Genomic DNA, 26052 nt, shown 5'->3' with positions numbered 1-26052 from the left:
CTATTCCTCGCTGAAGGTGGTGACGGTCATGGTTTGATTGTGCAGTTCGCACCGGGTCAGCGCGCTGTGGGGCGCGATCTCGCCATAGGAGTAGAAACCGGTTAACGTTGTGCGCGCGCCCAGCACCTCGGCGACGCCCTCGGTTTCCTCCTCGATACGCTGCTGCAGCACCAGTTTGCGGCCGATGCAGCTGATCAGGATGGCCAGCTCCGGCGCGTGGCCGTCGAGCTGGGTCAGCGTGTCCTCGGCCGCACCGATGGCGCCGTCGACCAGGCGGTTGAAATTGGCCTTCATCAACTGCGCGCGGGCGCCGACCGGCATGTCGCCGGCAAAGGTCATGCTTTGCGCCTGCTCGTCGACGCCCAGGATGGTGCGCACGACGTAGGTATCCGCATCGGCCAGATGCAACGCCAGCGGAAACAGCAGCCCGGACGATGGCAAGTCCTCGGCTTGCTTGCCGAGGTAGGTTTTATACAAGGCCAGCGCCGACTCGCCGTCCAGTTCAAACAGGGTATTGCCCTCCGCACGGGTGATCAGCCGTTCCGGCCCGAAGGAATCCCATCCTCCCAGCGAGCCGTAGCCGACGCGCAAGCGCTCGCCGTAGAAACCGATGGCGGCGATGCGGCGCGAGGCGGCCGGGGCGTCGGCGATGACGACCGTGACGCCGAAATCCGGGCCGTCGCCGGCCAGACCGCCGGTGACGTTGACCCCGGCCGGGAGGGAGGTACGCAGCCCCTGCACCAGCTCGCTGCCGTTGACGGCCAGCCCGTCCGACAGCACCAGCACATGGCGCAGCTGGTCGCCGAGCAGTTGCGCCGACAGCGTGGCGCCGGCCTGGCGGCTGTCGGCCGCCAGCTCCAACGTGGCGGAGACCAGCACGACGCGGGTCGCGGCGAAACTGACGGCGGTGATCACGAGGCTGTCATCGTGCACTTCGGTGCCGCAAATCTCGCCGGCGGTGCTGCAGCCGGCGATCACGGCGTCCGGACAAGCCCCGCGCAGCGCCGGGAAAAGGGTTTCCGCCTGCAGCAAGGCCCGGGCGCCGAACACCAGCAGCAGATCGGCATCGGCCGGCAGCGCGAGGCCGCCAACCGCCCCGACGTCGGAAGTGTGGAATTGAGCCATGCGCATGGAAATCTCCTGTGGGGACGTGCAAGGGCCGCAGTGTGGACCTGAAATCGATTGTAGTGAAATCGCTTCCCGCTGTCGCTTAATTTCCCCAAGGACAGGCACGTTTAAGGATGCCATGCAACATTTTCGCGACCGGCGACGCTTTGACACACCGTCTGACTCGACAGTAACCTGCAAGCCGCGCACAATTAAATCGTTGCCACTGCACAATAATGACTTCTCGTGTTATGTTCGGGGAAAATTACGAGGTGTCATCATGTTGTCACATAACCCCTACTTCGGCATGGCGATGGGCCAGTCGCAGCGTCCGGATACGGAAACGTCCAAAATCGTGGAGCTGGGCGTGCGCCTGCAGCAAAGCCATGGCAAGGCGTTCGCGTCGGAATTCCTGGTCCGCCGGGCGATCCCGGTCAGCGTCATCGTCCGCGTGCTGTCCGATCCGCCGGGCCGCCGCCGCGCTAGCCGGATGCCGGCGGGCCTTTAAGCTCCACCACGTTGCCCTCGGGGTCGGTCAGGTAGACCGACGGCCCCTCGCCTTCGGCGCCGTAGCGCGACTCGAGCGGACCCGCCGCCACCCCGTGCGCCGTCAGATGCGCCCGGATCGCCGCCTCGTCGAACGGTTCCACACGCAAACAAAAGTGGTCCAGATTGCGGCCCTGCGCACCCGGCGCCGCGCCCCCCATACTGCCCAGCTTGCCGTCGACCGGCACCAGATCGATCATCGAGGCGCCGGCACGCAATTGCACCAGGCCGATGGCGTCTTGCCGTTTCTCCACCGGGCATCCAAGCACGGTGCCGTAGAAATGCAGCATCCGCTCCAGTTCGATCACCCGCAAAACGATATGGTCTATTTCCCGGATCCGTATCATCGTGCCGCTCCCGTCAAATAAGGAAATGGCGACTATAACCCAGCCCCCATCCGCGCGCTTAACACTATAGAATAGCGGCTTCGATAGTCATTCCTTGCTTTTTTATTCATGTCCCCCGACGACTACTGCCAGCAAAAGACCGCCCAGAGCGGCTCCAGTTTTTACTATAGTTTTCTATTCCTGCCGCCGGAGCGTCGCCGAGCCATCACCGCCCTGTATGCCTTTTGCCGCGAGGTCGACGACACCGTCGACGAATGCACCGATGAATCGGTGGCCCGCATCAAGCTGGCGTGGTGGCGCAAGGAAATCGTCAACATGTACGAAGGCAAGCAGACCCATCCCGTCACGCAGGCGCTGCAGCCCCACCTGGCCCTCTACAAGCTGGAACAGCAGCATCTGCAAGCCATCATCGACGGCATGGAGATGGACCTGAACCAGACGCGTTACCTCGACTATCCGGCCTTGACCACGTATTGCTGGCACGTGGCCTCGGTGGTCGGCATCCTGTCGGCCAGCATCTTCGGCGCGACCCGGCCCGAGACGCTGAAGTACGCCGAAAAACTGGGCCACGCCTTCCAGCTGACCAACATCATCCGCGACGTCGGCGAAGACGCGCGCAAGGGCCGCATCTATCTGCCGATCAACGAGCTGCAGCAGTTCAACGTGACGGCGGCAGACCTGCTCAACGCCCGCCACAGCGAGAACTTCGAAAAGCTGATGGCCTTCCAGGTCGCCCGCGCCCAGCAGGCGTACGACGACGCCTTCGCGCTGCTGCCGAAGGAAGACCGGCGCGCCCAGCGGCCCGGCCTGATGATGGCCGCCATCTACCGCACCCTGTTGACCGAGGTGCAGGACGACGGCTACCACGTGCTCACCCAGCGCATTTCGCTCACGCCCATCCGCAAACTGTGGCTCGCCTGGAAGACCTATATTCGTGGCTAACGACGCCGTGACCGGGTCGCCGGAAGAAAAACGCTCGGCCGCAAAGGCCGACTGCTCCCCTTCGCGCTCGGTCGCCGTCATCGGCAGCGGCTGGGCCGGTTGCAGCGCGGCCGTCGAGCTGGCGCGGGCCGGCTTCAAGGTCACCCTGTTCGAGGCGGCGCGCACCCTCGGCGGGCGGGGCCGGCGCGTCGAAATCGAGGGCAAACAGCTCGACAACGGCCAGCACATCCTGCTGGGCGCCTACAGCGAAACCTTGCGCCTGATGAAACTGGTCGGCGTCGACCCCGACCAGACCCTGCTGACCTTGCCATTGCAAATGCGCTATCCGCCCGGCGCCGGCGGCATGGACTTCGTCGCGCCGCGCCTGCCCGCCCCGCTGCACGTGGCGATCGCGCTGCTGCGCAGCAAGGGCCTGGACCGCGCCGACAAAATGAGCCTGGCACGCTTCTCGAGCACGGCGCGCTGGATGGGTTGGCGGCTCAACAACGACTGCAGCGTCAGCGAACTGCTGCAACGCTTCGAGCAGACGCCGCGCCTGATCCAGCTGATGTGGCGCCCGCTATGCCTGGCCGCGCTGAACACGCCGCCGGAGCGCGCCTCGGCCCAGGTCTTCCTGAACGTGCTGCGCGACAGCCTGGGCGCCAAACGCAGCGCGTCGGACATGCTGCTGCCGCGCGCCGACCTGTCGGCGCTGTTCCCGGATGCCGCCTCGGCGTTCCTGCGGGCGCATGGCGGCGCGGTGCGCACCGGCGCCAAGGTGCAGGCGCTGCGTTCGATCGAAGGCCGCCTGTGGCAGGCCGACGTCAGCGGCGCGGCCGTCGGCGGCACCTGGAGCACCTATTTCAACGGCGTGGTGCTGGCCACCGGCGCCGCCCAGGCCGCCGCGCTGCTGCACGCCGTGCCCGACTGCGACACCACGGACGTGTGCGCCCAATTGACGGCGTTCGAGTCGGAAGCCATCACCACCGTGTATTTGCAATACGATGCCGCCACCCGGCTGGCGCTGCCGTTCTTCGCGCTGCTGGAGGACCCTGACAATTACCAGTGGGGCCAGTTCGTGTTCGACCGCGGCCAGCTCGACGCCGGCCAGGCGGGGCTGCTGGCGGTGGTCATCAGCGCCTCGGCCGGCGTGGCCGCGCAGGAGCAGGATTTGCTGGCCGAAGCGGTCGCCGTGCAGCTGGCGGCGGCGTTCCAGCGGCCGGAACTGGGCCGGCCGAACTGGTTCAAGGTGATCACCGAAAAGCGCGCCACCTACGCCAGTTCGCCTGGTTTGGCGCGTCCGCGCAACGCCAGCGGCCTGCCGGGGCTGGCGCTGGCGGGCGACTACACGGCCGGCGACTACCCGGCCACCCTGGAATCGGCGGTGCGCAGCGGCGTGGCGGCGGCGGCGCATTTGAAGGGCGTCACGTAGCGCTCCCCGTCCGGTGCGCGGTTTCCGTCGCCTGCCCCGCGATTTGTGCAGCCTGTCACATGGCGTTGGCATGCGGACGCCGATCTGCGTACAGTTGCACCATCGACAAAGACGTAATTGGAACACATCATGAGTAAGCAACAATACCTCGATGCGCTCAAGCAGGCGATGCAGGGCCTGCCACCGGAAACGGTGGCCAAGACCCTCGCCTACTACGAGCAGCGCTTTATCGACGGCTTGGTGGCCGGCAAAAGCGAAGCCGAGGTCTACAAGGAGCTCGACGAACCGCGCAAGATCGCGATGACCCTGCGCGCCTCGGCCCACTTACATTCTTTTGAGCAAAAGAAAACCCCCGCCAACCTGGTCCGCGTGATGGTGTCGTTCGTCGGCTTGGCGGTCTTCAACCTGTTCATGGTCATTCCGGCAATGGTTTACGCGGCCATGCTGATGGCGGTCTACGTGTCGGCGTTCGCGTTCTACATCGGCGGCGTGGCGCTGACCGCCAGCGGCCTGTCGGGCCAGAACGAGCTGTCGCTCGAAGGTCCGCTGCACCACGTCATGGCCCTGACCCATTCCCGCTTCGACACCAAGGAAGAGGAAGCCGAGGCCAAGAGCTGGCGCATCGCCATCAACGACATGGGTATCCAGGTCAGCAAGGCGCCCGACAGCGAAGACGAAGCCGGCGCCGACACCGTGCAGGGAACCAGCCGCGCCAGCCGCCTGTTCGACCGCGCCGAGGCGGTGGCCACGGGCGACGTCCACATCACCACCGATTTCGACAGCGGCGCCCGCACCACGCAGACCTTCATCGGCTTCGGCCTGATTTTGGCCGGCATCGGCCTGTGCCTGATCAGCATCGTGCTGACGCGCTACACCGTGATCGGCTTGAGGCGCTACGCGGCGATGAACATGTCGCTGCTGCGCGGACGCTAAGGAGGCATTCAATGCGTGCATTACTGAAAATCGGAATCGGCCTGTTGCTGCTGTCGTTCTTGCTGATCGGCGTGACGTACAGCATGCTCAAGGCATACGGCACCACCAGTCCAACCAGCGTGGCCGGCCGCACCTTGAGCGGCGAAACCCGCAAGGTCGACGCCATGGCGGTGACCGTGGTGCTGGAGGGACCGATCGACCTGATCCTGACCCAGGGGCCGACGGCGTCAATGAAGGTGCGCGGCGAGCAGCGTTCGCTGGCCAATATCGAAACCATCCAGGACGGCCGCGATCTGCACATCGGCACCAAGGGCATGCTGCTCAATCCGAAGCACCGCTTGCAGGTGGAGCTGGTGCTGCCGATGCTGGAGGAGCTGACGGTGCGCAGCAGCGGCGACACCAAGGTGTCCGGTTTCAGCGGCGACAAGCTGGAACTGCGGCTGCACGGCTCGGGCAATGTGAACTTCTCGGGGCGTTATCGCAATCTGATCGCCGGGGCACATGGCAGCGGCAACCTGCATCTGAACGCGGGCAGCAGCGAGCATGTGGAGCTGGAGTTGGTCGGTTCGGGCGAGATCAAGTCCTCCGGCAGCTGCAAGACGCTGGACGCGCAGTTGACCGGCTCGGGCGACCTGGATGCGCGCCATCTGGCGGCGGACAAGGTGACGGTGGACTTGAAGGGTTCGGGCACCAGCCATGTGTTTGCCAAGCAGTCGGCGGATCTGACCTTGCGCGGCAGCGGCGACATCCGGGTGCTGGGCAATCCGGATCAGCGCAACGTCAACCGCAGCGGTTCGGGTGACGTCAGCTGGGAATAACCCTGTGGAGACAAGGGCGGATTAGGCGGAACGCCGTAATCGGCCATGTGTGCGTCCCCGCGACGCACGCAATGGCCGATTACGCTGCGCTAATCAGCCCTACGTGTTTCCTCGTGATTTCCGGCGCCTCGGGCCGCGCTCCACGCCAAGGCATCGCGTCCGGCCGCAAGGCCGCTCGCCAGGCACGCCGTCAGCAAATACCCGCCCGTCGGCGCCTCCCAATCGATCATCTCGCCGGCCACGAACACTCCGGGCGCCGCCTTCAGCATCGTGCCCTCCAGCGCATCCCAACGCACCCCGCCCGCGCTGCTGATCGCCTCGTCGATCGGGCGTGGCCGCAACAGCCGCACCGGCAACCTCTTGATCGCCCGCGCCAACAGCTCCGGATCGCCATACTCCTCCTTGCTCAAACACTCCCGCAGCAGCCCCGCCTTCACACCCTTGATCCCCAACCGGCTTTGCAAATGACTGGCCAGCGACCGCGCGCCACGCGGCCGCGCGACTTCATCGGCTACCCGCTCCGCCGACAAATCCGGCAGCAAATCCAGATAAATCGTCGCGCTACCGTTGGCCGCGATCTGGTCGCGCAAAGCCGCCGACAACGCATAGATCAAGCTGCCCTCCACCCCACCCGCAGTGACAACGAACTGCCCCTGCTTTCGGAATTCCTTCCCATCCGCGCCGGTCGAGATGATGGCGACGGTGGTCAGCGGCTCGCCCGCGTAACGACCGCTGAAATGCTCGCTCCAGTCGACATCGAAGCCGCAATTGGCCGGCGCCAGCGGCGCCACGTCGACCCCGCGTTCGGCCAGCAGCGGCACCCAGGCGCCGTCCGACCCCAGTCGCGCCCAGCTGCCGCCGCCCAGGGCCAGCACCACCGCGTCGGCGTGCACCGGCAACTCGCCGTCGGGGGTTTGCAGCAGCAAGGCGCCGTCGCGCCAGCCCAGCCAGCGGTGACGCATATGAAACCGCACGCCGCTCTCGCGCAGACGGTGCAGCCAGGCGCGCAGCAAAGGCGCCGCCTTCATATCGGTCGGGAAAACGCGGCCGGAGGTGCCGACGAAGGTGTCCACGCCCAGGCCATGCACCCAATCGCGCACGTCCCGCGGCCCGAAAGAGTCCAGCATCGGCCGCAGCGCGGCGGCGGCGCCGGCGTAGCGCGGAACGAAGTCCGCATACGGCTCCGCGTGGGTGATGTTCATCCCGCCCCGTCCGGCCAACAGGAACTTGCGGCCGACCGACGCCATCGCGTCATATACGTCCACCTGGGCCCCGCCCTGCGCCAGCGTTTGCGCGGCCATCAGGCCGGCGGGGCCGCCACCGATGACGGCGACGCGAAAAGGTGTCAAACTAGACTGCATGCATTCGGTCCGATACGATCGAGATGAAGAACAATATAAATGGAGACATGATGGGCGCGACTTTTTGGATTAAACGCTATTTGCTGGCCGCCGTGCCGTTGTTCGCGATACTGGCCGCCGTCGAGTGGTTCAAGGGCTCGACCTCGCGCAACGACTATCTGAGCGCCGCGGCCTGGGCGCTATTGGCGGCCGCGTTGTTCACATGGAGCGCGTGGCGCCGCTATCGCGAAGCCGAAGCACGCGCCGCGGCCGCCCAAACCCGCAAACCCTAAACCGAAGGGGGCGGCCTCACCGGGTCCGACCCCGGTTGGCGGTGCGGGTTTCCCCGGCGGCCAGTTGGCTCAGCCGCCGGTCACCGGCGGGAAGAACGCCACTTCGGCGCCGTCGGCAACGGCGCTATCCGCGCCGCACATGACCTGGTTGCAGGCCATGCGCAGGGCCGGACTACCCAATGCGTTGCTCCATGCGTCGCCCCGCGCGGCCAGATGGGCGCGCAGCTCGCCGACCGTTTTCACCGATGCCGGCAAGTCCAGCGTCTCCGACGAGGCGCCAACGGCCTCGCGCACGCTGGCGAAAAATTTTACGGTGACAGCCATCAGTACATTAACTCGCTAAACGGGATGAAACGGACCGTGTCTCCGGCGGAGATGGTGGTGCCGGGAGGGTTGTCGATCACGCCATCGCCCCAGACGGTCGATGTCAGCACGCCGGAGCTCTGGTTGCTGAACAATTCGAGTCCGCCGCCGGCGTTGATACGCGCGCGCAGGAACTCATTGCGCTTGTCGGCCTTGGGCAGGTCGAAATCGGCGCGCATCGAGAAGGCGCGAGGTGCGATCTCGCCGGACACGCCCTGCAAACGCAGAATGAACGGCCGCACGAACATCAGGAAGGTGATGAAGCTGGCCACCGGATTGCCCGGCAGGCCGAGGAAGAAGGCGTCCTTGACCTCGCCGAACGCCAGCGGCTTGCCCGGTTTCACGGCGATCAGCCACATATTGAGCTTCCCTTCCGCCTCGACCGCCGGCTTGATATGGTCCTCCTCGCCGACGGACACGCCGCCGGAGGTGATGATCAGATCATGCGCCAGCGCGCTTTCGCGCAGCACCGAACGCGTGGCCTCGAGCGAATCGGGCACGATGCCGAAATCGGTGATCTCGCAGCCCAGGTTCTCCAGCAGCGCGCGCAAGGTGAAGCGGTTGGAATTGTAGATCGCGCCGGGCGCCAGCGGCTCGCCCGGCATGGTCAGCTCGTCGCCGGTGAAGAACACGGCCACGCGCAGCTTGCGCTTGACCGGCAATTCGGCCAGGCCGACCGACGCGGCCAGCCCCAGCTCCTGGCTGCGCAGGCGCGCGCCGGCCGGCAGGATCACGCTGCCGCTGGTGATGTCCTCGCCGGCGCGGCGTATCCATTCGCCGGGCTTGGGCGTGTGCTTGATGGTGACCAGGTTGCCGACCAACTCGCACTGCTCCTGCATGACGACGGCGTCCGCGCCCTCCGGAATATGGGCGCCGGTGAAGATGCGCGCGGCGGTCCCCGGCAACAAGGGCTGGCCGACATGGCCGGCCGGTATCCGCTGCGACACCGTCAACACCGCGTCGCCGCTGGCGCAATCGGCGGCGCATACCGCGTAGCCGTCCATCTGCGTGTTGTCCATGCCCGGCACGTTCATGCCCGACACCTGCGCGTGGGCCAGGATGCGGCCGTTGGCGTTCAGCGTCGGCACCGTCTCGGTTTGCGCCACGGGACGCGCGGCGGCCAGCATCAGGGCCAGCGCCTCGGCGACGGCCAGCATCGGCTTCGGTTGCCGTTGTTGTTGGGACGGGGGCTGCTGCGCGCTCATGATCACAGACCGGTGTTGGCGGCGATGTAAGCCTTCATCTTCTCGACGTCCGGCTTCATGACCACGAACTTCTGCGGCAGGTCTTCGATGTTCTCGAAGCCTTCCGGACGTTCCGCGTCCTCGCCCAGCGCGTCGAGAATGGTTTCGTTGAACTTGGCCGCCAGCGCGGTCTCCAGCACGATCATCGTCACGCCGGGTTCCAGGTTTTCGCGCGCGACCTTGATGCCGTCGGCGGTGTGGGTGTCGATGACGATGCCGTAGTCGTCGGCGACGTCGCGGATCGTGTTCAGGCGGTCGTCATGGGTCGATTTGCCGGACTTGAAGCCGTACTTGGACACCAGCTTGAATTCGTCGCCGTCGCTGCCAGGCTTGCCCGACAGGTCGAAGCCGCCCTGCGTCTCCACCTTATGGAACAGCGCGCGGGTGCGCTCGCCGTCGCGGCCGACCAGATCGTAGATGAAGCGCTCGAAGTTGGACGCCTTGGAGATGTCCATCGACGGGCTGCTGGTGTGGTAGGTCTCGGCCGACTTGCGCACGCGGTACACGCCGGTGCGGAAGAATTCGTCGAGCACGTCATTTTCGTTGGTGGCGGCGATCAGCTTGTCGATCGGCAGGCCCATCATGCGGGCGATGTGGCCGGCGCAGATGTTGCCGAAGTTACCCGACGGGACGGTGAACGAGACTTTCTGGTCGTTCGAGGTGGTGGCCGACAGGTAGCCGCGGAAGTAGTACACCACCTGCGCCACGACGCGCGCCCAGTTGATCGAATTGACGGTGCCGATTTTCTGCTTGGTCTTGAACGGCAGGTCGTTGGAGACCGCCTTGACCATGTCCTGGGCGTCGTCGAACACGCCCTCGATGGCGATGTTGAAAATGTTCGGGTCTTGGAGGCTGAACATCTGCGCGGTCTGGAAGGCGCTCATTTTCTGGTGCGGCGACAGCATGAAGACGCGGATGCCCTTCTTGCCGCGCATCGCGTATTCGGCGGCGCTGCCGGTGTCGCCGGAGGTGGCGCCGAAAATATTCAGTTCCGCGTTCTGCTTGGCCAGCGTGTACTCGAACAGATTGCCCAGCAATTGCATCGCCATGTCCTTGAAGGCCAGGGTCGGGCCGTTCGACAGCGCCTGCAGCACCAGTTTGGTGCCGTTGTCGCCCTCTTCCAGCACGCGCAACGGCGTGATCTGGCTGGCCTTTTCACCGGCGCGGGCGTTGCGGTAGACTTCCTTGGTATAGGTCTTGGCGGTCAGCGCGCGCAGGTCCGCTTCCGGGATGTCGGTCGCGAACTTCTTCAGGATCTCGAAAGCCAGGTCGGCGTAGGACAGCTGGCGCCACGCGTCCAGCTCCGCGCCGCTCACCTGCGGGTAGGCCGAAGGCAGGAACAGGCCGCCGTCGGCGGCCAGGCCGCCGAGCAGAATGTCCGAAAATTGTTGGGGAGACGACGAAGCGGCCGATGCGGCGGCGCGGGTAGACACGTATTGCATAGATTAGAAAAGTCCGGTTGGGCTGACAAGGTTGGCTGGCAGCTATTGGCAGAACGTTACAAAGCGAGCGGATATTATAGTGCGCCTCGCCGTTTCGGGGGCGATTGCCGTTGTTTTATGGCTATGGGCGGCCCCCGGCGGGCGCGTTCGGTTGTCGCGCACTGGTTTGTCTGTCATTCCGGCAATATACTGGAAGCGCTACCCCGCGTGCCGTTTCCTCGCCGTTACCTCGCCGTTTCCTTTTTTGCAGCCGCCGCAACCGATGATGATCAAGTCCCCCGAACCCCGCAAGGCCGCCCCTTTCGCCCGCATGCTGTGGGCCTGCTTTAGCGCCTTGTTCATTGTCACCATCGCGTTTCTGCTCTATGTCTGGACCGAGAAACGCATCGACCGCGCCAACGAGCTGCGTTATGTCTCGCGCAGCCTAGTGGAGGAATTGCGCCAATCCTCGGACGACCTGACGCGCATGGCGCGCACCTACGTGGCCACCGGCGATGCCCGCTATCGAAAAAATTATCAGGAAATCATCGATATCCGCGACGGCCGGCAGGCGCGCCCGCAAAGTTACGACAACGTGTACTGGGACCTGGTGCTGGAACAGCAGCAGCGGCCCAGGCGCGACGGCCACCCGGTCGCGCTGATGGAGCTCATTCAAAAGACCCCGTTCACACCGGCCGAGCTGTCGCTGCTCACCAGGGCCAAGGACGAATCGGACCGCCTGACGGCGATCGAGAACAAGGCGCTGGCGATGCGCGACTTCGGCGGCGACGATCCGCTGGCCGTCGCCGCCGCCCTGGCCCTGCTCTTCGACGACAACTATCACCACGCCAAGGCGGCCATCATGGAGCCGATCGCGCAGGTGAACGAGAGCGTCGAGCGGCGCAGCCTGGAGGCGATCCGCTCGACGTCGGCCGAGGCCAACCTGGCCAGGGCCGGCTTCATGCTGGTCGCGCTGATGCTGCTGGCGTTGTTGTGGCGCGCGAAGCGCAACCTCGACGCGGCGCTGGGCTGCTCGGTCGAGCAGCTGCAGACCGCCATCGAGCGGCTGGGCCGTGGCGATGTCAGCGAGCCGCTGGCGGTGCGGGACGGCGCCAGGGAGAGCGTCTGGACCTGGCTGGCCGGCATGCAGAAAAACCTGGCCAGGCTGGATGGCGAGCGGGGACTGGCGCTGGCGCGCTCGCAGCGCGTCGGCCGGCTATATGCGGCCCTGAGCCAGTGCAACCAGTCCATCGTACGCAGCACCAGCGAGCAGGAACTGTTCGACGACATCTGCGGCGCGGTGGTCGCCTATGGTGGCATGTCCATGGCCTGGGTGGGCATGATCGATGCGACCGCCGACGGCCAGGCGGATACGGTATCGCCAGCCGCCAGCGCCGGCGACGGCACCGAATACCTGAACAATCTGGTTATCTCGCTGGATGAACAACTGCCGGAGGGACGCGGGCCGATCGGCGCCTGCTATCGCAGCGGGGAGCCGTACTGGTGCCAGGACTTCCTGCAGGCGCCCGAAACCGCGCCGTGGCACGCGCGCGCCGCACGCTATGGCTGGGCGGCTTCGGCGTCGCTGCCATTGCGTCGCAAAGGCCGGATCGTCGGCTTCTTCTCCGCCTACTCCACCACCACCGGGGTGTTCGACGCCGAAGTGCGCGACCTGTTCATCGAGATGGCGCTCGACATCGAGTTCGCCCTGAAGAACTTCGACCACGACCGCCAACGCGAGCTGACCGAGGCCTCGCTGCGCAAAAGCGAACAGCATCTGCGCACCATCATCGAGACCGAACCGGAGTGCATCAAGGTGGTGGACGCCCACGGCCGGCTGCTGGAGATGAACGCGGCGGGCCTGAAGATCCTCGAGGCGGAGTCGCTGGAAGAGCTGCAGAAGCACGTGCTGACGGACCTGATCCTGCCGGAGTACCGCGAGGCCTTCATCGCGCTGCACCAGCGCGTCGTCAACGGCGAGAACGGCCACCTGGAATTCCGGATCCGGGGCCTGAAGGGCGGCCAGCGCTGGCTCGAGACCCATGCAGCGCCGATGAACGGCGCCGACGGCGAGCAGCGCATGCTGCTCGGGATCACGCGCGACATCACCGACCGCAAGCTGGCCGACGAGCGGATTCAGTATCTGGCGCATTTCGATCCGCTGACCGGCCTGCCGAACCGCGCACAGCTGCAGGAGCACACGCTGCACTCGCTGGCGCTGGCGCGCCGCAACCGCGAATCGATGGCACTGATGATGCTCGACCTGGACCACTTCAAGGACATCAACGATTCGCTCGGCCACAGCGTCGGCGACGGCCTGCTGTGCGAACTGGCCAAGCGCCTGCGCCAGGGTCTGCGCGAGGAGGACATCGTGGCGCGCCTCGGCGGCGACGAATTCATCTTCGTGCTGCAAAAAGCGGAGTCGAAGGACGCCGCCGAAGTGGCGCGCAAGCTGATGGAACTGATAGCCCAGCCGTTCCGCGTCGGCACCCACGACCTGAAGGTGACGGCGTCGATCGGCATCGCCATGTATCCGGCCGACGGCGCCGACATGGAAACGCTGCTGCAACGCGCCGACGCCGCCATGTACCAGGTCAAGCACGCCGGCCGGCACGACTTCCGCTTCTTCACGGCCGCCATGCAGCAGCGCGCGGCGCGCCATCTGCAGTTGATCAACGCGCTGCGCTATGCGCTGGAGCGCGACCAGATGCAGGTGGTGTATCAGCCGCAGGTGTCGCTGCCTGACCAGCGCATCATCGGCGCCGAGGCGCTGCTGCGCTGGTCGACGCCGGAACTGGGCGTGGTATCGCCGGCCGAATTCATTCCCGCCGCCGAGGAGAGCGGACTGATATTGCCGATCGGCGCGTGGGTGTTGCGCCAGGCGGTGCGTCAGGCGCGCGCGTGGCTCGACGATGGCCTGCCGCCGCTGGTCATGGCGGTCAACCTGTCGGCCACGCAGTTCCGCAACACCGACCTGCCGGAGCTGATCACGCAGATACTGCAGGAGGAAGGCTTGCCGCCGGAGTATCTGGAGCTGGAGCTGACCGAGGGCGTGGCGCTGAACGACCCGCAAGGCGCGATCGCCATGATGAACAATCTGCACGAGCGCGGGATCAGGATGTCGATCGACGATTTCGGCACCGGCTATTCGTCGCTTAGCCATTTGAAGAAGTTCAAGGTGTACAAGCTCAAGATCGACAAGTCGTTCGTGCGCGATATCAGCACCGACGCCGAGGACAAGGCGATCGTCAGCGCCATCATCAACATGGCGCGCAGCCTGGGGCTGAAGACGATCGCGGAAGGCGTGGAGACCGCCGAGCAGCTGGAGTTCCTCCAGCAGCAGCATTGCAACGAGATGCAGGGGTATTATTTCAGCAAACCGGTGCCGGAACAGGCGTTCCGGCAGTTGATGCTGGAGGTGGTGTCGTAGGTTCCCGCGTCAGCAGGCCGCGTGGTTGACGGTGATGACGTGGATCGCCAGGCCGCCGAGCGAGGTTTCCTTGTACTTGGCCTGCATGTCGGCGCCGGTCTGCCGCATGGTTTCGATGACTTCATCGAGGCTGACGAAATGCGTGCCGTCGCCCTTCAACGCCAGCGACGCCGCCGTAATCGCCTTGACCGCGCCCATGCCGTTACGCTCGATGCATGGAATCTGCACCAGACCGCCGATCGGATCGCAGGTCATGCCCAGATGATGCTCGATGCCGATTTCGGCGGCGTTCTCGATCTGGTTGTTGGAGCCGCCCAGCGCCGCCACCAAACCCGCGGCCGCCATCGCGCACGCCACGCCAACCTCGCCCTGGCAACCGATTTCCGCCCCCGAGATCGATGCATTGCGCTTGCACAGCATGCCGATGGCCGCAGCCGTCAGCATGAAGTCGCGGATGCCGGTGACAGGGTCGCTCGGCTTGCAGTCCTCCGCGTAGTAGCGCAGCACCGCCGGAATGATGCCCGCCGCGCCGTTGGTCGGCGCCGTAACCACGCGCCCGCCGGCCGCGTTTTCCTCGTTGACGGCCATCGCGTACAGGCTGACCTGATGAAGCGCATCGTGCGGCAGCTGGTTCGCCTGGCTGGCGCTGGATTGAGATTGCGTCCACAAGTCGGCCGCGCGCCGCTTGACGTTCAAGCCGCCCGGCAGGCGGCCGGCCGTGTCCAAACCATGGGCGATGCAATCGCGCATGACCTGCCAGATCTTGTCGATGCCGGCGTTCAGTTCATCCTCGCTGCGCTTGCGGCGTTCGTTCGCGCGCAGCATTTGCGGGATCGTCAGGCCGCTCGCTTCGCCATGGGCCAGCAGCTGGTCCATCGTATCGAACGGGTACGGAATCGCGGGGGCGGCGCCGTCGCCGCTTGAGGGCATCTGCGGCGCCTCGCCCTCCTCCTTGATGAAGCCACCGCCGACCGAGTAATAGACTTTGCTGATGGTGGCGCCATCGGCGCGGGTCAACGTGAAGCGCATGCCGTTGGGGTGTTCGGCCAGCGACTCGGCCATGTGGAAAATCAAGTTCTTGCCACGTTTGAACGGCACCGCGTGGGTTCCCAGCAGCATCAGTTCCCCCGCCGCTTCGGCTTCGGCCAGTTGCGCGTCGACCCGGGTCGGCACCACGTCCTGCGGCGTCTCGCCCATCAGGCCGAGGATCACCGCCTTGTCGGTCGCGTGACCGATACCGGTGAGCGCCAGCGAGCCATACAGCTCGGCGCTCACCTCGGTGACATCGTCAAGCGGAGCGCAGTCGAGCAGAAAGCGGCGGGCCGCCACCATCGGTCCCACCGTGTGGGAACTCGACGGCCCGATGCCGATCTTGAACAAATCGAATACGCTCATGTCCATCTGATGTCTCTCTTTTTTATAGTGTGGTTGTTTGTGTGGCCGAACTACGCGGCTTTGCCGAGACGGACATCGACGTTGGCCAGCATGTCGGCCACCATCTCCTCGATACCGATGCGGGCCTTCCAGCCCCAGTCGGCCGTCGCGGTGGCGTCGTCCAGGCTTTGCGGCCAGGTATCGGCGATGGCCTGGCGGCTGTCCGGCTTGTAGGCGATTTTGAAGTCCGGCACGGCGCGCGTGATGGCGGCGGCCAGCTGCTCCGGATTGAACGACACGCCGGCGACGTTGTAAGCCGAGCGCACCTTGACCTGTTCGGCCGGCGCTTCCATCAATTCGATGGTGGCGCGGATCGCATCGGGCATGTAGATCATCGGCAGTGTGGTCTGCGGGCCGAGGAAGCACTCATACCGCTCGCCGCGCAGCGCCGAATGGAAGATCGCGATCGCATAGTCGGTGGTGCCGCCGCCCGGTGGCGACTTGTAGCTGATGATGCCGGGGTAGCGGATGCTGCGCACATCGACGCCGTACTTGATGAAGTAGTACTCGCACAGACGCTCGCCGGCCAGCTTGCTGATGCCGTAGATCGTGGTCGGGTCCATCACCGTCGTTTGCGGCGTGTTCACGGCCGGCGTGTTCGGGCCGAAAGCGGCGATCGACGACGGCCAGAAGACCTTGAGCGGCTTGCCGACGATGCCGCGCTCGCGCGCCACTTCCAGAATATTCAGCAAGCCGTCCATATTCAGGGTCCACGCCTTCAACGGCGCCGCTTCGCCGGTGGCCGACAGCATCGCCGCCAGTTGGTACACCTGCGTGATGCCCTCCTCCGTCACCAGCGCCGACAGCGCCTGCTTGTCCAGCACGTTGAGCGGCGTGTAGCGCGCCGCGTGATAAAGATTGGTCGGGCTGATGTCGCTGGCGATGACGTTTTGCGCGCCGTGTTTGGCGGCCAGCGCCTCCACCAGTTCACTGCCGATTTGGCCGTTGGCGCCGATGACGAGGATGCGTTGTTGTTCCATTTTGATTCCTGACTGTTTTATTTTTTAAGCAGGCCGAGCTCTGTGCCCGCCTGTTCGAATGCTTTAAGCACGGTATCCAGCTGTTCGCGGGTATGCGCGGCAGACAATTGGACACGCACGCGCGCCTGGCCCATCGGGACCACCGGGTAGAAGAAGCCGCTGAGCAGAACGCCCAGCTCATACATTCGTGCCGCGAATTTCTGCGCGACGGGCGCATCGAACAACATGACAGGAACCACGGGGTGCGTACCCGGCTTGATGGTGAAGCCGATACGCTCGATCTCCTTGCGGAAGTAGGCGGTGTTCTCGTGCAGGCGGTCGCGCAATTCGGTCGACTGCGACAGGCGCTCCAGCACCGCCAGCGAGGCGCCGGCGATCGACGGCGCCAGCGTGTTGGAGAACAGGTAAGGACGCGATTTCTGGCGCAGCATGTCGATCACCTCCTTGCGCGCGGAGGTGAAGCCGCCCATCGCGCCGCCCAGGGCCTTGCCCAGCGTGCCGGTGATGATGTCGACGCGGCCCATGACGTTGTGGTGCTCGTGGGTGCCGCGGCCGGTCGCGCCCATGAAGCCGGAGGCGTGGCATTCGTCGATCATCACCAGCGCGCCGTATTTGTCGGCCAGGTCGCAGATCTTGTCCAGCTGGGCGATGGTGCCGTCCATCGAGAACACGCCATCGGTGACGATGACTTTGTGGCGCTTGTCGGCGGCGGCTTGCAGTTGCGCTTCCAGGTCGGCCATGTCGTTGTGGGCGTAGCGGAAGCGCGCGGCCTTGCACAGGCGGATGCCGTCGATGATCGAGGCGTGGTTCAGCGCGTCGGAGATGATGGCGTCGTTCTCGTCGAACAGCGGCTCGAACACGCCGCCGTTGGCGTCGAACGCGGCCGCGTACAGGATCGTGTCCTCGGTGCCGAGAAATTTGGAGATCGCCTGCTCCAGTTGCTTGTGCACGGTCTGGGTGCCGCAGATGAAACGCACAGACGACAGGCCGTAGCCGTATTTTTCGGTGGCCTCGATCGACGCCTTGGCCACCCACTCCTCGCCGGACAGGCCGAGGTAGTTGTTGGCGCACATATTGATCAGGGTACGGCCATCCTGGGCAACCACTTCGGAACCCTGGCGCGAAGCGAGCACGCGCTCCGGCTTGTACAGGCCCTGATCGCGCAATTGATCCAGGTTTTGCTGCAGGCCGCTAAAGAAGGTGCTTTTTGCTTGGTCGCTCATGATGGTCCTTGTATGTGGTACGATTTCGGCACATTTTCACTGCGTTATGCGAAATCCGTTATGTCGAACTCAAATTCAATATATCGAATCTTACAGAGAACCAGTGAACAGCGCAAGAAGGAAGCATGTGGTTCTGACCGCGTTTTTCCGACAGATTTACTTAGAATTTAGCCCATCCGCCGAATAAAACAATGAAAACACCCGTTTCGACGAACGCACCACCCGAGGTCGGCGCCGCCCTGCAACGCCTGCGCCTGGCGCGCGGCCTCACGCTGGAGGATCTGTCGCGCATCGCGGGGGTCTCCAAATCGATGCTGTCGCAGATCGAACGCGAGAAGGCCAATCCGACCATCGCCATCACCTGGCGGCTATCGAACGCGCTGGGGGTGCAGATCGGCGAACTGCTGGCGACGGCGGAGAAGGAAGCCGAGACCATCCGCGTGCTCGACGCGCACGAGACCCCCACCCTGCCCGGCAACCACGCCGGCTACGTGCTGCGCATCCTGGGACCGATGGAGCTGGCGGGTAAGTATGAATGGTATGAGCTGACCTTGTCGCCCGGTGGCGAGCTGGCGTCGCAGGGACATGATCCGGGGGCGCAGGAGCATGTCACCTTGCTGCATGGGTCGGTGGAGGTGGAAGTGGGGAACACGAAGAAGAAGGTCAAGCTGGGCGGCACGGCGCGCTACCCCGGCGACCAGCAGCACACCATCCGCAACGTCGGCAAGACCGAGGCGAAGGCTTTGTTGGTTGTGATACATCGTTGAACCTGCACTGCCCGGCGGGGTATGACCCAACCGGGTCAGACCCCTAAGCGGTAACGCGTGCGTATCGCCAAAGGGTGGCGGGTTTGGATTGCCGCCCTACCAGTTCGACTCGCGCTCCGGCGTGGAACTGATGCGGTGGATGGCGAGATCGGCACCCTGGAACTCGTCCTCGGGATCGAGCCTCAGGCCCATCGTGGCTTTAAGCAGGCCATAAATCGCGAAGCCGCCCGCCAACGCGATCACCACACCCAGCACCGTCCCGGCCAACTGCGCGGTGAACGACACCCCGCCCATTCCGCCCAGCGCTTTCAATCCGAAGATCCCCGCCGCGATCCCGCCCCAGGCGCCGCACAGCCCATGCAACGGCCACACGCCCAGCACATCGTCGATCTTCCACTTGTTCTGCGCTAGCGTGAACATCCAGACGAAGATGGCGCCGGCGATCCCGCCCGTCACCAACGCACCCAATGGATGCATCAGGTCGGAGCCGGCGCACACCGCCACCAGCCCGGCCAGCGGCCCGTTGTAGGCGAAGCCCGGATCGTTTTTCCCCATCAGCAGCGCGACCAGCGTGCCGCCGACCATCGCCATCAGCGAGTTGACCGCCACCAGGCCGTTCATCTTGTCCAGCGACTGCGCGCTCATGACGTTGAAGCCGAACCAGCCCACCGTCAAAATCCACGCGCCCAGCGCCAGGAACGGAATCGACGACGGCGGATGGGCGGCGATCGCGCCGTTCTTCATATAGCGCCCGCGCCGGGCGCCCAGCAGAAGCACCGCCGGCAGCGCGATCCAGCCACCCACCGCGTGCACCACCACCGAACCGGCGAAGTCGTGGAACTCGGCGCCGAAGGCCTGCAGCAGCCATTCCTGGATGCCGAAGCGGCGGTTCCAGACGATCCCCTCGAAGAACGGGTACACAAATCCGACCAGCAGCGCGGTCGCGATCAACTGCGGATGGAAGCGCGCCCGCTCGGCGATGCCACCCGAGATGATGGCCGGGATGGCCGCCGCGAACGTCAGCAGGAAGAAGAACTTGACCAGCTCATAGCCGTTTTTGGCCGCCAGCACGTCGGCCGAGGAGAAGAAATTGACGCCGTAGGCGATGCTGTAACCGACGAAGAAGTAGGCGATGGTCGATACCGCGAAATCCACCAGGATCTTGACCAGCGCATTGACCTGGTTCTTCTTGCGCACGGTGCCCAACTCCAGGAACGCGAAACCGGCGTGCATCGCCAAAATCATGATGGCACCTAGCAAAATGAACAATGCATCGGCGCCGTCTTTGTGTAAACCCATCAAATCACTCCCCAAAATAATGCACGAATTGAAAACGAATATCTATACAAGCAATATTTGTTCCAGTTTGGTGCAAATTTTAAGTCTATGATTTAACTGTATTTTGTTTTTACGCCGACACCCGCACCATGAGCGTGCGCACCTAAAAATGGCATCATTTTGGTGCGCACGCGTTTCGCGTTGTCATTTCGCCTTAGATAGGCGCTCCCGGCGGAACTGGTGGCGCGGCGCGCAATTTGACGCTGCGCGGGTCCTTCAGATAGCCGACAATTAGCTCGGCGGCCTCCTTGCGGCTGGCGGCCGTCACGCCCTTGCCTGGATTTTTCTGCAGCCACTGCGCCAGATCGCGCGCCGACTGAGTGACTTCGGCCGCCACGTTCGGATGCAGTTTGCCGCCGTCCAGCAGATTCAGCACCCCGTCGACCAGCACCCAGTTGGCCGCCAGCTGCACCGCCTCGCCGCCAACCACCGATGCCGGCACCGGCTCGCGCTTCCAGGTCTTTTGCAGCAGCAGCGACAGCACCTCCTCCACGCCGGGCTGCTGCGCGTCGCGCGCATGCTGCCACGCCAGACGGTTGATGCGGCCCGAGTCCAGCAGGAAGCCGGCCGTTTGCGCGGCGCCCGCCTCGGCGATCGAGAAGGCGTCGAACACGGACCCCATGCGCGTGGCGAAGTATTCGCGGCCACGATCGTGCCCCATCGCCGGCGGCGTCAGAACATCGAGCACGCTGGCGGGCAGCGCCAGATACTCGGCCCGCAGGCCGTCCGCCAACCGGTTCAACGCTTGACGCTGAACCGTCGCCGGCGTGATCTTGACGCCAGCCTTGCCGATGCCGGCTTTGACGTCGCCGCTGGTGGTGTAATCGAACTCGCCGCCTCCGATCAGGCGCGCCACCGCCTCCCCTTGGTAGCGCTGCAGCAGATAGACGGGCACCAGGCGCGCTTCGAGCTCGCCGATCTGGCGGGCGTCGGGCAGCACGTCGACCGAGAAGGTTTGCAGCGCGCGCTGGCGCACGGCGCCCAGTTGATCCCAGGTCTTGATCGTATCCGGGCCGAAGTCCCACAACAGGCCGTCCGGGTGGCTGGCGCCCGGCGTGCGGTCGTCCTGGTCGCTGGAGTACGACAGGCCGGCGGCCTTGGCGTCGGCGCGCAGCTTGGCCAGCGCGGCCTGCTCCTGCGCGCCGCCGCCGAAATCGCCGTACACATATTTGACGATGTAGTCGTCCCAGGGGCCGACACCGACGCCATACGCGTCGGCCAGATCGACCTCGCCCTGGGCGTTGAGCTTCAGGATCGGATGCGGGTAATCCATCACCGAGCCGTTGCCTTTGCCCGCGCGGCTGGCCGCGAAGTTATGCGCGAAGCCCAAAGTGTGGCCGACTTCGTGCGCCGACAATTGGCGCAGGCGCGCCAATGCCATCTCCTCGGCCAGTTTGTGTTTGTCCGCCGGTGCGTTTTTGCCGTAAGGGGCGAGCAGGCTTTCGGCGATCAGGATGTCCTGCCGCACGCGCTGCGATCCAAGCGTGACCGCGCCGCGAATGATCTCACCGGTGCGCGGATCGGCCAGCGCGTTGCCGTAGGACCAGCCGCGCGTGGCGCGGTGCACCCAGTGGATCACGTTGTAGCGGATGTCCATGGCGTCGACGCCTTCCGGCAGCAGCTCGACCCGGTAGGCATCCTTGAAGCCGGCCTTTTCGAAGGCGCTGGCCCACCACGAGGCTCCCTGCAGCAGCGCGCTGCGCACCGGTTCCGGCGCGCCCCGGTCGACGTAGTACACGATCGGTTTCTTGACCGCGCTGACCGCCGCCGACGGATCGGTCTTTTCGAGCCGGTGCCGCACCTGCCAGTGCACGTCGATGGCGTCGGCGAGCGGCGTGGCGAAGTCGTAGTAGTTGACATCGAAGCCGCCGGAGAACGGATGGTACGTGCGCGGCCGCCAGCCGGCCTGGCCGTCGATCTTCGGCAGGCGCACCATGCTGATACGCTGGCGCATCGACAGGCTGGCCGGATCGGCGGCGACCTGGCGCACATATTCCGCCTGGCCAGGTCCGGCGAAGGTCAGCAACGATTCGAGTTCGACGTTATCGGGGAAAGCCTTGGCCTGTTCGGCCAGCACCGCGCTGCGCGCCGGGTCGACCTGATAGGCGCCTTGCTTGGCGGCGGCCAGCCGGGCAGCGATGCCGTGGCGGTCTGCCAGCAGGAAGCCGGAGAAGTCGACCAGGTGCGCGCCGCCTTCGCTGGCCAGGATGTCGCCCGACCACAGCACGGCGTTGGCGAACGATTCCTTGACGGCGGCCCGTTCGTCCTTGTCCGCAGACGCGGCGATGTAGGCGGTGTTGTCCTGAACCAGGAACAGTTTGGCGCCGTGCTTTTCGAAATGGACCATGCGCATGTCGCCGGCCTGCCCGCGATCGAGGCCGACGTCGTTCGAGCCCAGTGCGTATGGCAGGGAACTCAGTAGCAGGAACGGCTGCTCCAGCGACGCCACCGACAGCAGCACCCTGCCCTTGGCGGCATCGCGCCAGACGTCGATGAAGCCCGGTTGCGATTGCAGCCCGCGCGTAACATCCGCCAGCGATTTGGCGGACGCCGGCACGCCGCCGGGATTGTTCGATTGCGCCAGCACCGGTGCCACCGGCGCCGCGCCAAACATCAGGAGAGCGAGCAGCAGCGGCCCGGCGGCTGGCGCGGCCCTCATTGCGGGCCCGCCGTCTTGGCAGCCGCGGTCGCCGGCGCCGAGGTGGTTTGCACCGCCGGCGTCGCGCCGTCCATGTGCAGCGCGCGGCTCAGGAAGCCCCAGCGATCCGCCACTTCCTCGATCTGCTTGGTGGTCGGCTTGCCGGCGCCGTGACCGGCCTTGGTGTCGATACGGATCAGGATGGGCGCGGTGCCGGCCTGGTCGGCCTGCGCGGCGGCGGCGAACTTGAAGCTGTGCGCCGGCACCACGCGGTCGTCATGGTCGGCGGTGGTGATCATGGTCGCCGGATAGCAGGTGCCCTTCTTCAGGTTGTGCAGCGGCGAGTACTTGACCAGCGCCTTGAACTCCTCCGGATTGTCCGACGAGCCGTAGTCCGAGGTCCACGCCCAGCCGATGGTGAATTTGTGGAAGCGCAGCATATCGAGCACGCCCACCTGCGGGATCGCGGCGGCGAACAACTCGGGACGCTGCGTCATCGCCGCGCCGACCAGCAGGCCGCCGTTGCTGCCGCCGCCGATGGCCAGTTTGGCCGGCGACGTCACCTTGTGCGCGATCAGCCATTCGGCCGCGCCGATGAAATCATCGAACACGTTCTGCTTTTGCAGCTTGGTGCCCGCCTCGTGCCACGATTCGCCATACTCGCCGCCGCCGCGCAGATTGGCCATGACGTAGACGCCGCCCATTTCCAGCCACGCCAGATTGGCGACCGAGAATGTCGGCGTCAGCGAGACGTTGAAGCCGCCGTAACCATACAGGTAGGTCGGATTTCCGCCGTCCAGCTTCAAGCCCGTCTTCGCGACGATGAACATCGGCACCTTGGTGCCGTCACGGCTGGTGAAGAATTCCTGGCGCGTCTCGAAGCCGGCCGGATCGAAATCGACCTTCGGCTGGCGGTACACGCTGCTCTTGTTGGCCTTCAGGTCGTAGCGATAAATCGTGGTCGGCGTGGTGAAGCTGGTGTACGAGTAGAAGGTTTCGGTGTCGGCGCGCTTGCCGCTAAAGCCGCCGGCGGTGCCAAGGCCCGGCAGTTCGATATCGTGCAGCGGCTTGCCTTTCAGGTCGAACACCTTGACCAGGCTGTGGGCGTCGCTCAGGTAGTCGACCAGCAGCTGGTTGTTGACGACAGATGCCGACACCAGCGTGTTGGAGCTTTCCGGCACGATCTGCTTCCAGTTCAGCACCGCCGGCTTGCGCGTGTCGATGCTGACGATGCGGCCGCGCGGCGCGTTGCGCTCGGTGTGGAACCAGAACACCGGACCGTCGTTGCCGACGAAGTTATAGACCGCGTCGAAGTCCTCCAGCAGGCCAACCACCTTGGAGTCCTTGCGGCTCAAGTCCTTGTAGAACACGCGGTTCTTGTTCTCGGTCCCCTGCGAGGCGGTGATGATCAGGAAGCGGCCGTCCTGGGTCACGTCGGCGCTGAAGCCCCAGTCCTTGTGGTCCGGGCGGTCGTAGACCAGCGTGTCGGCGCTTTGCGGCGTGCCGAGTTTGTGGAAGTACAGCTTCTGGAAGTAGTTGACGTCGGCCAGTTTGGTCGCTTCCTTCGGCTCGTCGTAGCGGCTGTAGAAGAAACCGGAGCCGTCGTGCATCCACGCGGTGTTGGAGAACTTGACCCACTTGATATGGTCTTCGATATCCTTGCCGCTGTCGATGTCGCGCACCTTGATCTCGTTCCAGTCGGAGCCTGATGCGGCGGTGCTGTAGGCGAGGTATTTTCCGTTCGGGCTGACGGCCAGTCCGGCCAGGGCCACGGTGCCGTCGGCGGCCAGCTTGTTCGGATCGAGCAGCATGCGCGGCACGTCGGCCAGCGTTTTCATCGTGTAGAGCACGGACTGGTTCTGCAGGCCGTCGTTACGGCTATAGAAATAGCGCCCGCCTTCCTTGAACGGCACGCTGAAGCGCTCGAAGTTCCACAGTTTGGTCAGGCGCGTTTTGATCGTCTCGCGGCCGGGGATCTGCGACAGGTAGCCTTGCGTGAGCTTGTTCTGGGCGTCGACCCAATCCTTGGTGTCGGCGCTGTTGGCGTCCTCCAGCCAGCGGTAGGGATCGGCCACTTTGACGCCATGGTAATCGTCTGTCTGGTCGACCGTGCGGGTGCTTGGATAGGTGAGGCCGGGGCCAGCGTTGGCGCAGGTTTGAGCCATGGCACCTTGCGCCAACAGGACGGCGGCCGCCAATGCGGCGCGTTTCAATTGCTTCATGCGTGGTTCCGTGGGTCGTAGGATGATATATCGATGATAGCTTGCCTTGTAACAAATAAGCAACGTTAGGCGAGCGATCCCGTCGTGTTTTATTCGGCGCGCAGCACCCGGTCCGTGGGGACGATGCGCACGTCGTGCATCTGGTCGAGGTAAGCCTCCAGATACGCTTTGTGGGAGGCGCCGACCACCACCAGCATGCGCAGGCCGGGCCGCGCGGTCATCGCGTCGCGAATGTTGGAGGCCATCCGCAAATTGCGCGTCTCCCAGTAGCCGACGTAGCCGCGCCCGAAATGCTGCGGCGACGGTTCTTCCAACGCGGCGCCAAAATCGCTGTGGAAGGCCTGCTCGGCGGCACCGGCGTCGTTATACGCACGGTACATGGTGACCATGTCCGCCGGCGTATCGAGGCGGCTTTCCAGTTCCTTCGATTGCCGCGCACGCGCGGCCGTGTAGGGATTGTCCCAGGCCTTACCGATCGCGGCGGAGTAGGCCTTCACGTCACCATCGGGCGACGCCGCCGTTTGGTCATCGATCGGATAGACCCGATCATGCCCGCCGCGCGCGGCGACCACCGCGGCGATCTGGTAGCTCTCGTCCCGCCGCTGCGCCAATCCATTCAACACCGCCGTCAAGCTGTCCGGCAGGCCGTCACCGGCGCGTCGTTCGCCGACCGGCAACCGCAGCCATTGCACCAGGGCGGACGCCCGCTCGCCGGCGGCCAAAAACAACGCCGCCAGCTTGCGGCGCTCGGCCGGCGATGGCGCCGCCGGCCAAGCGGCCAGCAAGCGTTCGGCCTGCGCGTTCGCCTCCGGCACATCCAGGCCGGTCGCCGCTTTGGCAACGGCCGGGTCCCAGCAGTAGGTCTTGGTGGTGTTGGCATAGCGCTGCGGATAGCTGCGCATAAACGCGCACCGCAGTCCGGACATCTCTTCGATGGCGACGGCCTGCGGTTGCCACTCCGCTAGCCGCTCGTTCAGTAGGCTCAGTTTGGCGAGATCGAAGGACTTCGACATCTGCGACAGGTGCGGCGACCCGAGCACCATCAGCTCGTTGGCTTGGCCGTTTTTCAGTTTGTGGGCGCCCGGGGCGAATCGTGACGTGGGCGCTTCGGTGGCGGACACGGGGACTTGGCAGACGGCCGTGACAAAAACAATGGCTAGCAAACGATGCATAGGGGCTCCTGTAAGGGTGTTTCAGGAGTGTATGCGGAAAGCGGCGTGCCAATGAATGAGCTTGCGACGTACGGCGAAAGCGC

The 26052-nt window shown here is 65.0% G+C and carries 21 protein-coding genes; 8 read left to right on the top strand and 13 right to left on the bottom strand.

All coding sequences use genetic code 11. The features are described from left to right. Nucleotides 1–1131, bottom strand: coding sequence for an FIST signal transduction protein (locus MRBLMU1_RS28820; RefSeq protein WP_363509326.1), 1131 nt, complete (start codon nt 1129–1131; stop codon nt 1–3). 256 nt (nt 1132–1387) lie between these two features. Here MRBLMU1_RS28820 and MRBLMU1_RS28815 point away from each other — a divergent pair, with 256 nt between their 5' ends. Further along, a complete protein-coding gene (locus MRBLMU1_RS28815) occupies nt 1388–1615 on the top strand; it encodes a hypothetical protein (RefSeq protein WP_363509324.1) in 228 nt (75 codons plus the stop codon). Here the strand turns inward: MRBLMU1_RS28815 and MRBLMU1_RS28810 are convergent. Next, nucleotides 1590–2000, bottom strand: a complete 411-nt coding sequence (locus MRBLMU1_RS28810) for a VOC family protein (RefSeq protein WP_363509321.1) — start codon at nt 1998–2000, stop codon at nt 1590–1592. The genes MRBLMU1_RS28815 and MRBLMU1_RS28810 overlap by 26 nt on opposite strands. A gap of 108 nt (nt 2001–2108) precedes the next feature. On the opposite strand from MRBLMU1_RS28810, the gene hpnD reads away from it, so the two are divergent. The 4 genes from hpnD (at nt 2109) to MRBLMU1_RS28790 (ending at nt 6104) form a co-directional block, all read left to right on the top strand. Then, nucleotides 2109–2942 carry a presqualene diphosphate synthase HpnD gene (gene hpnD / locus MRBLMU1_RS28805; protein WP_363509319.1) on the top strand — a complete coding sequence of 278 codons (834 nt, stop codon included), beginning with the start codon at nt 2109–2111 and terminating at the stop codon, nt 2940–2942. A 7-nt stretch (nt 2943–2949) separates the two neighbouring features. Further along, nucleotides 2950–4353 (top strand): hydroxysqualene dehydroxylase HpnE, encoded by a 1404-nt coding sequence (hpnE, locus tag MRBLMU1_RS28800; protein WP_363509620.1) that lies wholly within the window; start codon nt 2950–2952, stop codon nt 4351–4353. Between the two features lie 129 nt (nt 4354–4482). Next, on the top strand, nt 4483–5286 hold the full coding sequence (locus MRBLMU1_RS28795; RefSeq protein ID WP_363509316.1) for a DUF1700 domain-containing protein: 804 nt from the start codon (nt 4483–4485) through the stop codon (nt 5284–5286). Between the two features lie 11 nt (nt 5287–5297). Beyond that, nucleotides 5298–6104, top strand: a complete 807-nt coding sequence (locus MRBLMU1_RS28790; protein WP_363509313.1) for a head GIN domain-containing protein — start codon at nt 5298–5300, stop codon at nt 6102–6104. A gap of 89 nt (nt 6105–6193) precedes the next feature. Here MRBLMU1_RS28790 and MRBLMU1_RS28785 read toward each other — a convergent pair whose 3' ends face one another. Then, a complete protein-coding gene (locus tag MRBLMU1_RS28785) occupies nt 6194–7465 on the bottom strand; it encodes a TIGR03862 family flavoprotein (protein WP_363509310.1) in 1272 nt (423 codons plus the stop codon). 23 nt (nt 7466–7488) lie between these two features. Between MRBLMU1_RS28785 and MRBLMU1_RS28780 the strand changes: the two genes are divergently transcribed. Next, nucleotides 7489–7737, top strand: coding sequence for a hypothetical protein (locus tag MRBLMU1_RS28780; protein WP_363509307.1), 249 nt, complete (start codon nt 7489–7491; stop codon nt 7735–7737). A 69-nt stretch (nt 7738–7806) separates the two neighbouring features. Here MRBLMU1_RS28780 and moaD read toward each other — a convergent pair whose 3' ends face one another. The 3 genes from moaD to thrC are packed head-to-tail and all read right to left on the bottom strand — an operon-like array spanning nt 7807 to nt 10786. After that, nucleotides 7807–8061, bottom strand: a complete 255-nt coding sequence (gene moaD / locus MRBLMU1_RS28775; RefSeq protein ID WP_363509305.1) for a molybdopterin converting factor subunit 1 — start codon at nt 8059–8061, stop codon at nt 7807–7809. After that, nucleotides 8061–9305 (bottom strand): gephyrin-like molybdotransferase Glp, encoded by a 1245-nt coding sequence (gene glp, locus MRBLMU1_RS28770; RefSeq protein WP_363509303.1) that lies wholly within the window; start codon nt 9303–9305, stop codon nt 8061–8063. Before glp ends, moaD begins: the two co-directional genes overlap by 1 nt. A gap of 2 nt (nt 9306–9307) precedes the next feature. Further along, on the bottom strand, nt 9308–10786 hold the full coding sequence (gene thrC, locus MRBLMU1_RS28765; RefSeq protein WP_363509300.1) for a threonine synthase: 1479 nt from the start codon (nt 10784–10786) through the stop codon (nt 9308–9310). A 262-nt stretch (nt 10787–11048) separates the two neighbouring features. Here thrC and MRBLMU1_RS28760 point away from each other — a divergent pair, with 262 nt between their 5' ends. Continuing rightward, nucleotides 11049–14195, top strand: coding sequence for a bifunctional diguanylate cyclase/phosphodiesterase (locus tag MRBLMU1_RS28760; protein WP_363509297.1), 3147 nt, complete (start codon nt 11049–11051; stop codon nt 14193–14195). 9 nt (nt 14196–14204) lie between these two features. On the opposite strand, the gene MRBLMU1_RS28755 is transcribed toward MRBLMU1_RS28760, so the two are convergent. From MRBLMU1_RS28755 to kbl, 3 genes are read right to left on the bottom strand one after another with little or no spacing between them, the layout of a single operon-like run. Next, nucleotides 14205–15596 (bottom strand): L-serine ammonia-lyase, encoded by a 1392-nt coding sequence (locus MRBLMU1_RS28755; protein WP_363509294.1) that lies wholly within the window; start codon nt 15594–15596, stop codon nt 14205–14207. A gap of 44 nt (nt 15597–15640) precedes the next feature. After that, entirely contained in the window at nt 15641–16609 is a 969-nt protein-coding gene (locus MRBLMU1_RS28750) for an NAD-dependent epimerase/dehydratase family protein (RefSeq protein ID WP_363509291.1), read from the bottom strand. A gap of 17 nt (nt 16610–16626) precedes the next feature. Then, the gene (kbl, locus tag MRBLMU1_RS28745; RefSeq protein WP_363509289.1) at nt 16627–17832 is read right to left on the bottom strand and encodes a glycine C-acetyltransferase; all 1206 of its coding nucleotides are present in this window, start codon (nt 17830–17832) and stop codon (nt 16627–16629) included. A gap of 191 nt (nt 17833–18023) precedes the next feature. On the opposite strand from kbl, the gene MRBLMU1_RS28740 reads away from it, so the two are divergent. Then, complete coding sequence (locus tag MRBLMU1_RS28740; protein WP_363509287.1) at nt 18024–18599, top strand: helix-turn-helix domain-containing protein; 576 nt, start codon at nt 18024–18026, stop codon at nt 18597–18599. A gap of 96 nt (nt 18600–18695) precedes the next feature. On the opposite strand, the gene MRBLMU1_RS28735 is transcribed toward MRBLMU1_RS28740, so the two are convergent. From MRBLMU1_RS28735 to MRBLMU1_RS28720, 4 genes are all read right to left on the bottom strand, one after another. Beyond that, a complete protein-coding gene (locus tag MRBLMU1_RS28735; RefSeq protein ID WP_363509284.1) occupies nt 18696–19898 on the bottom strand; it encodes an ammonium transporter in 1203 nt (400 codons plus the stop codon). 193 nt (nt 19899–20091) lie between these two features. After that, entirely contained in the window at nt 20092–22596 is a 2505-nt protein-coding gene (locus MRBLMU1_RS28730; protein WP_363509281.1) for a zinc-dependent metalloprotease, read from the bottom strand. Beyond that, a complete protein-coding gene (locus MRBLMU1_RS28725; protein ID WP_363509278.1) occupies nt 22593–24797 on the bottom strand; it encodes a prolyl oligopeptidase family serine peptidase in 2205 nt (734 codons plus the stop codon). The genes MRBLMU1_RS28730 and MRBLMU1_RS28725 overlap by 4 nt, the downstream gene beginning before the upstream one ends. A gap of 89 nt (nt 24798–24886) precedes the next feature. Continuing rightward, a complete protein-coding gene (locus tag MRBLMU1_RS28720) occupies nt 24887–25969 on the bottom strand; it encodes a DUF5694 domain-containing protein (RefSeq protein ID WP_363509275.1) in 1083 nt (360 codons plus the stop codon). Nucleotides 25970–26052: the final 83 nt, after the last annotated feature.

Source organism: Burkholderia sp. LMU1-1-1.1 (genome assembly GCF_040675865.1).
Lineage (GTDB): Bacteria > Pseudomonadota > Gammaproteobacteria > Burkholderiales > Burkholderiaceae_D > Rugamonas.
The sequence above is the reverse complement of the archived record's forward strand: the minus strand, read 5'-3'. Positions and strand labels throughout refer to the sequence as shown.